This is a genomic window from Halobacillus rhizosphaerae, from assembly GCF_046719735.1.
Lineage (GTDB): Bacteria > Bacillota > Bacilli > Bacillales > Halobacillaceae > Halobacillus_B > Halobacillus_B rhizosphaerae.
This window is the reverse complement of record NZ_JAUTWQ010000040.1, coordinates 1-12,105: the sequence shown is the minus strand read 5'-3', so window position 1 is coordinate 12,105 and position 12,105 is coordinate 1. Positions and strand designations below refer to the sequence as shown.

Genomic DNA, 12,105 nt, shown 5'->3' with positions numbered 1-12,105 from the left:
TTGGATAAGTGTCCAACAATCGGGGGTCAGTGTAGGCTTTGCCCGAGGAAGCTCACCGTCCGCCCATGGAAAGCGAGTAATTCCCCTGCCCTCCTAAGCACTGTTAAACATAATGGAAATCTTCACTTTCTCGAAACTAACTTGTGGAAGTAGGAGATTTTTATAGAAGAACGATACTGTGACAAATGGTTAAGAGAAGGCAGAAGGATTTTTTGCTAGAAAAAAGAGAGCCCATGTAAAAAGGACTCTCCCGGCATCAGTTCAACGAAGCAAGCGCCGTTTGTTTGCTAATCGGAGCGATCTTCGTCTGCTGATAATAGTGGTGAATAATTTCTTTATAATCCTTACCAGCCTTCGCCATTCCGTTCGCCCCGTATTGACTCATGCCAATTCCGTGACCATATCCCGTTGTTGTGAATATAATATGATCGCCCTTCTGCTGCAAGCTGAAATCACTGGAACGGAGATTAAACTTTTCTCGAATTTCTCTTCCGGTAAATGTCTTGCCGTCGAGTGTCAGTTTATCAACCCGGTTGCTGGATGTTTTCGTGATCTTCGCACTTTGAATCGACGCAGCCGGGGACACCCCAAGAGCCTCATCCAGGGCTGAGGTGGTGACAATCTTTTGATCCTTAAACTTAGGCGAATCTTCATCCCATGGGCTGGCGACACTTTTCAAATAAGGAATCTTATCGGCCCAGTAATCCTCTGCATTCTCGGTATAGCCGTTACTCGTTGAGAAAAAAGCTGCGGTGATCGGCTTGCCATCGTAGGTAATGATTTCCCCCGAAGTTTCCTTAACAGCTTTGTTAATTTTGTTCATATTTTCTTGGTACGCATCTTTCCATTGATCTTTGAGTTCCTGATCGTTCTTGTAGACTTGGTCGGCGGTCGTGTCCGTAACATCTGCCTGTTTGGAAATCGGCTTATCCTGCACCATGTGCTGGGTAATGTACGTACGGGCAGCGAGAGCCTGAGCTTTCAGTGCCTCTAATTCGAAATCGACCGGCATTTCAGAAGCCACAACACGAGCGACATACGTCTCAAGCGGCACTTCTTCTACTTGGTTTGTGCCGCTTCTCAGGACCTTAATTGAAAAGGGTGAAATCTTAGAGGGAAGCTCTTCTTTCTGCTTCACAGCTCCCGTTTCCTGCGCATGTTCTATATTATTTGATCCCGTAAATGGTACTACAATGAGTGTTGGAATCATAAGTATTAGCAGAAAAAGACTGCCGGCTGTGATTATTCCTATCCATCTTTGTCTTAACATTCGCCATCCTCCCGAATCATATAGTAGATCCCTCTACTAAAATGTATCCAGAAAACGGAGTTGATAGAACTAAAAAAGCTTGCCCATTTCAAGAATTTTGAAAGGAGCAAGCTATGAGTAGGAATGTTATAAGGTCGAAACAGATTCACTAGGTTCTAAATCTTCGCTATATACATCTTCTTCTTCTTTAATTCGTTCAATATCGGCACCAAGCTGTGCTAGCTTCTCTGTGAAGTTGACATAGCCACGGTCCAAGTGCTTCAGTTCTGTCACTCGCGTATAGCCGTCAGCAACAAGTCCAGCCAGGATTAATGCTGCTCCAGCGCGCAAGTCTGTTGCGGCCACTTCTGCTCCTTGAAGAGAAGAAGGTCCTTCAACGATCACACTGCGTCCTTCAATTTTAAGGTGCGCATTCATACGTCTGAATTCTTCTACGTGCATGAAACGATTTTCGAAAACCGTTTCCGTAATCACGCTTGTTCCTTGTGCATTTAACATCAAGGCCATCATTTGCGATTGCATATCCGTAGGAAAACCAGGATGCGGCATGGTCTTAATATCCGTTGCCTTCAATAAATCAGGGCCGATCACTCGCAATCCTTCTTCTTCCTCTTCAATGATAACGCCCATCTCTTCCATTTTGGAAACGAGGGGACGCAAATGTTCATGCATAGCTCCTTGAACTAACACGTTACCGCCAGTGATTGCCGCAGCCACCATAAAGGTTCCTGCTTCAATCCGGTCTGGAATAATTGTGTGAGTAGCTCCAGTAAGCTTTTCCACACCTTCAATGCGGATCGTTTCAGTTCCGGCGCCTACGACGTGGCCGCCCATTTTGTTCAAGTAGTTCGCTAAATCCACAATTTCCGGCTCTTTCGCACAGTTCTCAAGGATGGTTTTTCCTTCAGCTAGTGCAGCAGCCATCATCACGTTTTCAGTTGCGCCAACACTTGGAACGTCAAAATAAATCTTCGCTCCCTGCAGGCGTCCGTTTACTTCAGCTTCAATGTATCCATTTCCGACGGTAACTTCTGCACCCATTGCTTCGAAACCTTTCAGATGCTGATCAATTGGGCGTGAGCCAATTGCACATCCGCCAGGCAGGGCAACCTTAGCATGGCCATACCGGGCTAAAAGTGGTCCCAGTACAAGAACAGAAGCACGCATCTTCCTTACATATTCGATCGGAGCTTCTGTCGTCAGATCTCCAGAAGCATCGATGGTTACTGTATTTTGATCCACGTCTACGACGGCATTCATATATCGAATAACTTCATTGATGGTTGATACATCAGCTAAAGCAGGTACTTCGTGCAATACGCTTTTTCCTTCACTTGCAATAATACTTGCTGCGATGACAGGCAGTACGGCATTCTTTGCGCCTTCAGCTTTAACAGTGCCTTTCAGCTGCCTCCCACCACGGACGATGATTTTTTCCAAGGTTCATTCTCCTCCGCGTCCATATTCATTATTATTAATATTCAGCAGTAATAATGGGTGTGCCAATCGTAATGTTTGTCTTACCGCCCAAAGTTCGGGTGGCAAACTGAACATTCATCTTCTTCTCCGCGAGGGGTATGGCATTTCCCCATGTTTCAGTGTAGCCGGATCTGCTCGTCCAGCTGGGTTCGATCACTTCTTCGATGGTAGCTATATTGAATAGTTGTTGGAATTTTTGATAGACTAAAACATCATCTATAATACCACTAGACTTCGCCTTAAGACAAGAGAAAATCCCAACATTTTTTGAGAAAAAACGACTTTTCACATCTTGGACATAATTGTCGATTTTGCTCTTAGTTAATGTCGATGTTCCCGCTCCTGATAAAACATAAACTAATTCAGGTGATTCCTTTGCATTTTTTGGAAGAATCACTATAAACTGTTCGACGAGTTTCTCCGTTTTTTGACCGTCGAGCGTCCATTTATTTGCATTTCTATTCGATTCTTTCTTAATAGAGCCCTCTGGCAAATATGCACGCAATTCGCGCTGCACACTTTTCAAATCGTGGGTAGGTAAAGCTTCTTTCATCGTTATCGTCCAACTGTTTATCTCCAGATGTTCACCCTCAGCAAACGAAACAAATTCATCGAGCTGATGGCTCCATGTTTCCTCTCCTGCCGTTTTCTGCGGATCAACCCCTATACCAACAATAAATAAAGATAATAAACCAATGAGTACGCTTTTCATTTTGAATGCCTCCCCAAGCATTTACTTACTTTCAGTTTGACCTGAGGAGGACCATTTCATACGATACAAATCCTAACAAAATCCGCTATCCTGCCATAACATCAACCGGTCAAGACGGAGAAACCTAGACTGATTTAAGCAGCGAATGACAGCGTTTTCTCAACTGTAATATATTTCTAATTCCGCATAAAGCACAGAATTAAACCTGATTTTTAACAGAACCTTTATACAACATTAAAAAAGAAGCACGAGGCTCTGCGACCAAGCAATCAAATCAAGAAAGAACTGGCTCACCGTTGTTGCAATCGCAATCGTTAAAAAGATCATCAGTACACGCGCTTCAAAGACACGGTTCTTTTTAAAAATGCCTGTAAAGTTTAAGGATTGGAGCACCCTCCAGGTAATGATGATGAAAATGATATGAGACGTCATGCTTAACAACGCATTCTGTGCAAAATATTGATCCATTACGAACACCTCTTTAGTTTAAACCCTTTGTACACGGTGACAGGTTAGACGTATTTTGTCAACGGCGCATGTTTTGTGCGTCTCCCTTTTTAACAGAAGATGACAAAAAGGGATTTCCCGACAACTATTTCCCGGGCAATAGTGACAAATATATTTCGTTCTGACGAAATTTTACAGCAGATGCTGTATTTTCCGGGAAATAATTGCGAAGGGTGGATCGGACACATTTCGCCTTCCTGTCGACTGGGCGCTTTACTCAAGAATTATATGCCGAAATTCTACATTGGAAACCCTTGCTTTGGCAAAAAAAGTGGTAGGTATGGCATTACTTTATTTTCTCGGCTGTCCCTCAGTTAGAGACGGATTCCAGCTATCCATTTGTACCAGATTAGTCAGCCGGAAGCTCAATCGCTCCAGACATCTACTCTTGCGAACTCTCTCCCAGCGAACGCTACTTGGCAGCTAGAGCAGCTCCACATCTGATTCGCTTTATTTGCGGAAATCACTTTATATTTGCGCTCCACCTGATTTATTTGCGGAAAGCAGCTTTTATTTTGCGATAAACCCATTATATTTGCGAAACTAGAGCCATTATCTTTTTAGATTCATCCACAAAAAAACTGCTCTCAAAAATGAAAGCAGCTTAGAAGTTATTCTCGTAAACATCCAAACGATTAATGGCACGTTTGAGGGCCATCTCCGCCCGTTTAAAATCCATCTGGTCTTGTTTGTTTTGAAGGCGTTTCTCTGCGCGTTCTTTCGCCATGCGGGCGCGATCCACATCGATTTCGGAAGGTCGTTCGGCTGATTGAGCCAGTATGGTTACTGTCTTCGTGCGAACTTCTAGAAAACCTCCGCTGACTGCGATTCGATTGGAATCCCCTTCGCCTTTCAAGCGAATAGCGCTGATGGAAAGCGGAGCAACCATTGGAATGTGCCCGGGCAGTATCCCAAGCTCTCCACTTTCTGCTTTACAGCTGACCATCTCATACTCGCCTTCTAAAACCGGGCCATCAGGAGTGACAACACTCACCGTTAGTGTGCTCATATCTTTTCCTCCTTAGGCAGTAAGCTGATCAGCGGGACGTTCTAGAGCGAACGTCCGCTGATTGACTTAAGTGCTTATTGCATTTGCTTTGCTTTCTCAACAACTTCTTCGATGCGTCCCACAAGACGGAAAGCGTCCTCAGGAATATCATCGTATTTGCCGTCAAGAATTTCTTTAAAGCCTTTCACTGTTTCAGCAACGGGTACATAGGAACCTTTTTGGCCTGTAAACTGTTCAGCTACGTGGAAGTTTTGAGATAAGAAGAACTGTACGCGGCGAGCACGGGAAACAGTCAGTTTATCTTCATCGGACAATTCATCCATACCAAGGATGGCGATGATGTCCTGTAATTCTTTGTAACGCTGCAAAGTACGCTGTACTTCACGGGCGATATCGTAGTGCTCGGATCCAACGATTTCCGGGTCAAGGGCACGAGATGTGGAAGCCAGTGGATCCACGGCAGGGTAAATCCCTTGCTCGGATAGTTTACGCTCAAGGTTAGTTGTTGCATCCAAGTGAGCGAAGGTTGTCGCTGGAGCCGGGTCAGTATAGTCATCGGCAGGTACGTAGATCGCCTGGATAGACGTTACAGAACCTTTATCCGTTGAGGTAATACGTTCTTGAAGCTGACCCATTTCCGTTGCCAGTGTCGGCTGGTAACCTACGGCTGATGGCATACGGCCAAGCAGTGCGGATACTTCCAGACCACCCTGGGTGAAACGGAAAATGTTATCGATGAAGAACAATACGTCTTGTCCTTGATCATCACGGAAGTATTCAGCCATCGTTAAGCCAGTCAATGCCACGCGCATACGGGCACCAGGCGGCTCGTTCATCTGACCGAAAACCATCGCTGTTTTAGCGATTACGCCGGAATCTTTCATTTCATAGTAAAGGTCGTTCCCTTCACGTGTACGCTCACCAACACCTGCGAATACGGAAATTCCTCCGTGTTCCTGTGCGATGTTGTTAATAAGCTCCTGGATCAATACGGTTTTCCCTACGCCGGCACCGCCGAACAAACCGATTTTACCACCTTTTACATAAGGGGCAAGCAGGTCAACAACTTTGATTCCTGTTTCCAGGATCTCTGTATCTGTTGCCAAGTTTTCGAATGTTGGTGCACCGCGGTGAATCGGGTCGCGGCGGACGTCATCTGCCAGCGGTTCATCCAAGTCGATATTTTTCCCAAGCACGTTGAATACACGGCCGAGTGTGACTTCACCTACAGGTACCGCAATCGGGCCGCCTGTATCGAGAACTTCTGTACCGCGCATAACGCCTTCTGTGGAAGACATCGCTACCGTACGCACGGCGTTATCCCCTAGGTGCAGGGCTACTTCCAGCGTAAGGTCGACACTGTTTTCGTGTTCGGATACAGCGTCATATTTAACGTGTAATGCGTTGTTTATTTCAGGAAGTTGTCCGTTATCAAAGGTAACGTCGACAACCGGTCCCATAATCTGAGTTACGCGTCCTTTACTCATCGATTTCCCTCCTAACATACTGTTCAAAAATCAAGGAATTACTATTCGAGGGCAGCTGCACCGCCGACGATCTCTGTAATCTCCTGAGTAATCGCGGCTTGACGGGCACGGTTGTATGAAAGTGTCAGATCCCCGATTAGATCATCAGCATTATCTGTAGCACTCTTCATAGCCGTCATACGTGCGGCATGCTCACTGGCTTTGCCATCAAGCAATGCGCCGTAAATCAAGCTTTCTGCGTATTGTGGAAGCAGAACTTCCAAAATTTGGTCTTCATCTGGTTCGTACTCATATGAGCTTGAAGCTGCTTTATTATCACTTAATTCGTTCAGCGGAAGCACTTTCTTCTCGGTAACTTCCTGTGTCATAGCACTAACGAAGTGGTTGTAATAAAGATATAGCTCATCGATTTCTTCATCGATAAACAGCTGAACCGTATCGTGAGCGATGTCTTTGATATCTGCGAAATCCGGCTGATCGGCCAGCGCAGTGATATCCATATCCACCGGCATATTCCTTTTACGGAAAAAGTCACGGCCGATTCTGCCGATTGTAATAATCTTATATTCATCTGCGGACGTGTGGTTGTGGATAATCTGGTTATACACTTTACGCAGAATACTGCTGTTGTAAGCTCCTGCCAGACCACGATCGGAAGTAATGACAAGGTACCCGGTCCGCTTCACGTCACGCGTTTGAAGCATCGGATTCCTGCTAGAGCTTCCTGCCGAAATATTTGTCACAACTTCTTGAATTTTCTCGCTGTATGGAACAAAGTTTTTCGCATTTTGCTCCGCACGATTCAATTTGGAAGCGGACACCATTTCCATGGCTTTCGTAATCTGCTTCGTTTTCTTCGTGGAAGTAATCCGTCCTTTAATATCTCTAAGGGATGCCACGCTGTTTCACCACCCTTTCTAGCTCTTGAGCCGATTATTCAGAAATAACAAATGTTTTCTTGAATTCTTTAACCGCTCCGCTCATTTCTTCTTCTTCAGCCAGTTTACCTGTTTCACGAAGTTTAGCTAGAAGCTCTGAACGATTGTTATCTAACCACGTGTGGAATTCTGACTCAAAACGAGTGATGTCTTCCACTGGGATCTCATCTAAGAAACCTTTTGTTAAGGAGTAAATAATCATAACTTGTTTCTCTACAGCTAGCGGCTGGTGAAGACCTTGTTTCAGGACTTCAACGGTACGTGCCCCGCGGTTCAGTTTCGCCTGGGTGGATTTATCCAAGTCAGAGCCAAACTGTGCGAAGGCTTCCAGTTCACGGTAAGAAGCAAGGTCAAGTCTCAAAGTACCGGCAACCTTCTTCATCGCTTTAATCTGTGCGGAACCCCCTACACGGGAAACCGATAGACCGGCGTTAATCGCTGGACGTACACCTGAGAAGAATAGATCAGACTGTAAGAAGATCTGTCCATCTGTAATCGAAATTACGTTTGTTGGAATATAAGCAGAAATATCTCCTGCTTGTGTTTCAACAAATGGAAGAGCTGTCAGCGATCCTCCACCTTTAGCGTCACTCAATTTAGCGGCACGCTCAAGCAGACGGGAGTGCAAGTAGAATACATCCCCTGGGAAGGCTTCACGGCCCGGCGGACGGCGAAGCAGCAAGGAAAGTTCACGATAAGCAGCTGCCTGCTTGGAAAGGTCATCATACACGACGAGTACGTGCTTGCCGTTGTACATGAATTCCTCACCTAAAGATACGCCTGCATATGGAGCAAGATATAAAAGTGGTGCCGGCTGAGAAGCACTTGCCGTTACAACGATTGTATAATCAAGCGCTCCGCGGCGGCGAAGAGTTTCTACAGTACCGCGTACTGTGGATTCCTTCTGGCCAATCGCAACGTAAATACAAATCATATCCTGATCGTGCTGATTTAAAATCGCATCGATCGCAACAGATGTTTTCCCTGTCTGACGGTCTCCGATGATCAACTCACGCTGACCACGGCCGATCGGCACAAGGGCATCGATTGCTTTAATCCCTGTTTGCAGTGGTTCATCGACCGATTTACGATCCATTACCCCTGGAGCTGGAGATTCGATAGGACGAGTTTTGGTCGTTTCAATCGGTCCCAGTCCATCAACGGGCTGTCCCAATGGATTGACGACACGGCCCAGCATTTCTTCACCTACAGGAATCTGCATGATGCGTCCAGTACGACGAACTTCGTCGCCTTCTTTAATATCAGTGTAAGGTCCAAGGATTACTAGACCTACATTGCTTTCTTCCAAGTTCTGTGCCAATCCCATGACACCATTTGAGAATTCAACGAGCTCTCCGGCCATGACGTTATCAAGACCATGAGCACGTGCGATCCCGTCACCAACTTCAATAACAGTACCTACATCATTGACTTCTATATCGGATTCATAGTTTTCAATTTGCTGCTTAATCAGCGCACTGATTTCTTCAGCTTTGATGCTCATGCCATTTCACCCCTATCATCATTTATTCGATACAAGTTCACGTTCAATGCGGTCAAGTTTACCACTAACAGAACCATCGAAAATACGGTTGCCAATTCTCACCCGCAGTCCTCCGATCAAGGAACGATCTACATAATTCGTTATGTTGAGCGTCTGCTTTCCTACTTTCGGTGCAAACGTCTTAGAGATTCGCTTCTTTTCACCTTCAGAGAGCGCGCGGACGGAATAAACCTTTGCGTCTGCGATCCCCTTCGTCTCGTTCATCAAAGTAAGGAATTGATCTACCATTGCTGATAGAATCTCTTCTCTATGACGATCCAGCAGTAAATTTAACGTGTGGATGACTTCCTTTGAGAACGATTGGAAAGATTCATTGACCAGCTGCTTCTTCTGATCCAGCGTAATTCTTGGATGCTGTAAGAAAGAATAAAGCGCCTGGTTATTACGTAAGACTTCTTGAAGCGTTCGAAGTTCAGATTCAAATTCTTCTAGCTTTGAACGCTCCTGACCTATATGAAAAAGTGCCTGCGCATAACGCTTTGCAATGATTGTTTCACTCATCGCTCTTCGCCTGCTTCGTTAATATATTCAGCAATCAGTTTCTCCTGATCGCGTTCAGACAATTCCTTCTCGATTACTTTGGAGGCGATCATAACGGACATTGTAGCCACCTGATCTTTGAGCTCCTGAACCGCTTTTTCTTTCTCTTGAACAATCTCCTGGCGAGCAGATTTCTTCATGCGCTCTGCTTCGCTTTTCGCTGTTTCAATGATTGTCTTTTCTTGCTGAGCACCCGTTTTACGTGCTTCTTCAATAATATTCTGTGCGTCTTGTCTTGTCTGCTTCAGTTCTTCAGAAGCTTCCCGCTGCATGCGCTGGGCTTCTTCGCGGCTTTTTTCCGCTGTATCTATTTCATTTGAGATATAGTCTTCCCGTTCTTTCATCATGTTCATGAACGGTCCCCATGCGAATTTTCCTAATAACGCCAGTAATACTAGGAAAATGATGAGTTGAACGATCATATCTCCGATGTTAAGTCCTCCTGCTCCTCCTGCTTCGGAACCTAGAACTAAAAATCCAGTTAAAGTTTGCACGTTGCTCACTCCTTTCGACACCATCCAGTCATGGGCTATACATGAGAAAAACTCGGCTTAAAGGTTTAAGTCGAAGTTTTTCATTTAGAATCAATGGGTATAAACAATATGTTCTGTTCTTAAAGGAATGGCGAAGCTTGTCTTGCCTACTTCGCCATCACCATAGACTTCCTTATCTGCCCAATACGATAAATGCAATTACAACACCGATGATTGGAAGTGCCTCTACTAGGGCAACACCAATGAACATAGTGGTTTGAAGAACTCCGCGGAGCTCAGGCTGACGAGCAATTCCTTCTACTGTTCTTCCTACGATTAAACCGTTACCAATACCTGCACCTACTGCTGCAAGACCTACTGCGATTGCCGCTGCAATTAGACCCATGTTAAATTCCTCCTCATATATTTAAAATAATATTTTTTATTAATGGTCAGCACTCACTTTGTGAGACATATACACCATTGTTAACATAGTGAAAATAAACGCCTGGATAAAACCTACGAATGTACTAAATGCCTGCCATGCAAGCAGTGGAATAACTCCACCCATAAATCCTACGACACTGGAGGTTGCTAGTCCTGCAAGCAGTCCGAGCAAAATTTCTCCCGCGTAAATGTTCCCATACAGACGAAGACCAAGCGTCAATGTATTCGAGAACTCTTCAATGATCTTAAAAGGAAGTAAGAATGGAAGCGGGCGGACAAAGTCTTTCCCGTATTCCGAAGGTCCTTTTAATTTTAACCCGTAATAGTGAGTGAGAACCACTACCATAACGGCGAGAGTCAGTGTAATGCCTGGGTCAGATGTTGGAGATTTCCACCATAACGTGCCATGCGGAGCCCAAATTGTTACAACTCCTAACATATTGGCAACGAAGATGTATGTGAAGAGAGTTAATCCTAAAGGCAGGAACATTCTCCCTACTTGCCAGTCCATGTTAGACCCAATAATTCCTTTAATAAAATCGATCAGCCACTCCATGAAGTTCTGAAAACCTCTAGGTCTCCGTTGTAAACCTCTTGTAGCCGCTACACTTATAACGAACACAATTACGGAAGCTACCAGCATCATGAGGACGTTTGCTAAATTAAAGTCCAGCCAGCTGATTCCGAATGCGTCGTTCCACATCGGTGCTTCGTGATTCAATCTGTTCACCTCTCTTCCATCATGCTATTCTGTTGACTTGTTGAACAGGTAATCTATAAAAATGACAAGATAGGCTGTCATTAGGCCCAATACTACAAAAATGATATGGAAATACTCTTCAAATTGAAGGGCAACGACGGCAGCCAGCGCGCCTGTTGCTAAACGCGAAAGTGTGCCTAGTGAAGGCTTTCGCTCTTTTGAATTTGTATGGGTTGCGGAATGTTTACCTAATTTGTGGATTTTTCTTTGCATCGTCCAAAGATTGTAGAAACTTAAGACACTTCCCAATAGAAGGCCGAGGAAAATCGATTTCCAAGGTGTAAAACCCCACCCAAGAACGAATAATGCTAGAAGGTAGAACATCCATTTGCGTTGACGGGACATCATTCGGTTGTAAGATTGCATTGATTGCATATAATTCTCTTCTCCCAAGCTCTCGACTACTAAATGAATGGTTCCAAGGAGGTCCGTTATAAAGGCCGAGGGTCAGTCTTATCTCCAGGTATGTAGATTCAGTGAAATAAAATACTAGTTTATACCATTTCCCCAAAATTATACCAGATAACGGCGCACCTACGTGTGTGACAAGCATTAAAGAGGAGCGACTTTCCATGCGGTAAATCAGGCTCATTTAAGCTTTCAGATGAACTAGAAAAATAAGGGTTTGAACCCAGTAATCATACTGATGAAAACCTTATCATTCTACCCTCTGTAAGAATACAATAGGGGTACCTCTATGTCAATGAGTTTGTGATATAAAATACAAATGCCTGACACCATTCGATCACATTTTTGTCACAATTTCTCTAAACACCTTACATTATGCTTAATATCTTTCTGAATGTAAATGGATAAGGGTCAAACTGTATAAATTGAACTACAAATGTCTGGCTGTCAGATAAGAAAATTACCCCTAATCATCTTAGGACCAACAACTAAGAAAAATACTACTCTGGGC

The 12,105-nt window shown here is 44.6% G+C and carries 13 protein-coding genes; all 13 read right to left on the bottom strand.

What is annotated here, in order from left to right:
- Positions 1-256: 256 nt before the first annotated feature.
- The 13 genes from spoIID to Q7A53_RS21285 all read right to left on the bottom strand — a co-directional run bounded on the left by spoIID (position 257) and on the right by Q7A53_RS21285 (position 11,561).
- Complete coding sequence (gene spoIID, locus Q7A53_RS21345; RefSeq protein WP_411791233.1) at positions 257-1,270, bottom strand: stage II sporulation protein D; 1,014 nt, start codon at positions 1,268-1,270, stop codon at positions 257-259.
- A 126-nt stretch (positions 1,271-1,396) separates the two neighbouring features.
- Positions 1,397-2,710, bottom strand: a complete 1,314-nt coding sequence (gene murA, locus Q7A53_RS21340) for a UDP-N-acetylglucosamine 1-carboxyvinyltransferase (protein ID WP_411791232.1) — start codon at positions 2,708-2,710, stop codon at positions 1,397-1,399.
- A 34-nt stretch (positions 2,711-2,744) separates the two neighbouring features.
- Positions 2,745-3,461 (bottom strand): YwmB family TATA-box binding protein, encoded by a 717-nt coding sequence (locus tag Q7A53_RS21335; RefSeq protein ID WP_411791231.1) that lies wholly within the window; start codon positions 3,459-3,461, stop codon positions 2,745-2,747.
- 234 nt (positions 3,462-3,695) lie between these two features.
- Positions 3,696-3,929, bottom strand: coding sequence for a DUF1146 family protein (locus tag Q7A53_RS21330; RefSeq protein ID WP_411791230.1), 234 nt, complete (start codon positions 3,927-3,929; stop codon positions 3,696-3,698).
- 643 nt (positions 3,930-4,572) lie between these two features.
- A complete protein-coding gene (locus Q7A53_RS21325; RefSeq protein ID WP_411791229.1) occupies positions 4,573-4,977 on the bottom strand; it encodes a F0F1 ATP synthase subunit epsilon in 405 nt (134 codons plus the stop codon).
- Positions 4,978-5,051: 74 nt separating this feature from the next.
- Positions 5,052-6,464 (bottom strand): F0F1 ATP synthase subunit beta, encoded by a 1,413-nt coding sequence (gene atpD / locus Q7A53_RS21320; RefSeq protein WP_411791228.1) that lies wholly within the window; start codon positions 6,462-6,464, stop codon positions 5,052-5,054.
- 41 nt (positions 6,465-6,505) lie between these two features.
- On the bottom strand, positions 6,506-7,363 hold the full coding sequence (gene atpG / locus Q7A53_RS21315; RefSeq protein WP_411791227.1) for an ATP synthase F1 subunit gamma: 858 nt from the start codon (positions 7,361-7,363) through the stop codon (positions 6,506-6,508).
- Positions 7,364-7,397: 34 nt separating this feature from the next.
- On the bottom strand, positions 7,398-8,906 hold the full coding sequence (gene atpA / locus Q7A53_RS21310) for a F0F1 ATP synthase subunit alpha (protein WP_411791226.1): 1,509 nt from the start codon (positions 8,904-8,906) through the stop codon (positions 7,398-7,400).
- A gap of 18 nt (positions 8,907-8,924) precedes the next feature.
- A complete protein-coding gene (locus Q7A53_RS21305) occupies positions 8,925-9,467 on the bottom strand; it encodes a F0F1 ATP synthase subunit delta (RefSeq protein ID WP_411791225.1) in 543 nt (180 codons plus the stop codon).
- On the bottom strand, positions 9,464-9,928 hold the full coding sequence (gene atpF / locus Q7A53_RS21300) for a F0F1 ATP synthase subunit B (RefSeq protein WP_411791234.1): 465 nt from the start codon (positions 9,926-9,928) through the stop codon (positions 9,464-9,466). Before atpF ends, Q7A53_RS21305 begins: the two co-directional genes overlap by 4 nt.
- Before the next feature lie 244 nt (positions 9,929-10,172).
- Entirely contained in the window at positions 10,173-10,385 is a 213-nt protein-coding gene (gene atpE, locus Q7A53_RS21295; protein ID WP_244712010.1) for a F0F1 ATP synthase subunit C, read from the bottom strand.
- A gap of 39 nt (positions 10,386-10,424) precedes the next feature.
- Positions 10,425-11,147: a F0F1 ATP synthase subunit A gene (gene atpB / locus Q7A53_RS21290; RefSeq protein ID WP_411791224.1), complete on the bottom strand. Its 723-nt coding sequence runs from the start codon at positions 11,145-11,147 to the stop codon at positions 10,425-10,427.
- Positions 11,148-11,171: 24 nt separating this feature from the next.
- Entirely contained in the window at positions 11,172-11,561 is a 390-nt protein-coding gene (locus Q7A53_RS21285) for an ATP synthase subunit I (protein ID WP_411791223.1), read from the bottom strand.
- Positions 11,562-12,105 lie beyond the last annotated feature (544 nt).

Bases quoted from the DNA above. Each gene is read 5' to 3' on its own strand.
- spoIID (WP_411791233.1), bottom strand. From the start codon at position 1,270: ATGTTAAGACAAAGATGGATAGGAATAATCACAGCCGGCAGTCTTTTT.
- atpA (WP_411791226.1), bottom strand. From the start codon at position 8,906: ATGAGCATCAAAGCTGAAGAAATCAGTGCGCTGATTAAGCAGCAAATT.
- Q7A53_RS21325 (WP_411791229.1), bottom strand. From the start codon at position 4,977: ATGAGCACACTAACGGTGAGTGTTGTCACTCCTGATGGCCCGGTTTTA.
- Q7A53_RS21335 (WP_411791231.1), bottom strand. From the start codon at position 3,461: ATGAAAAGCGTACTCATTGGTTTATTATCTTTATTTATTGTTGGTATA.
- Q7A53_RS21285 (WP_411791223.1), bottom strand. From the start codon at position 11,561: ATGCAATCAATGCAATCTTACAACCGAATGATGTCCCGTCAACGCAAA.
- atpE (WP_244712010.1), bottom strand. From the start codon at position 10,385: ATGGGTCTAATTGCAGCGGCAATCGCAGTAGGTCTTGCAGCAGTAGGT.
- atpD (WP_411791228.1), bottom strand. From the start codon at position 6,464: ATGAGTAAAGGACGCGTAACTCAGATTATGGGACCGGTTGTCGACGTT.
- Q7A53_RS21305 (WP_411791225.1), bottom strand. From the start codon at position 9,467: ATGAGTGAAACAATCATTGCAAAGCGTTATGCGCAGGCACTTTTTCAT.
- Q7A53_RS21330 (WP_411791230.1), bottom strand. From the start codon at position 3,929: ATGGATCAATATTTTGCACAGAATGCGTTGTTAAGCATGACGTCTCAT.
- atpF (WP_411791234.1), bottom strand. From the start codon at position 9,928: ATGATCGTTCAACTCATCATTTTCCTAGTATTACTGGCGTTATTAGGA.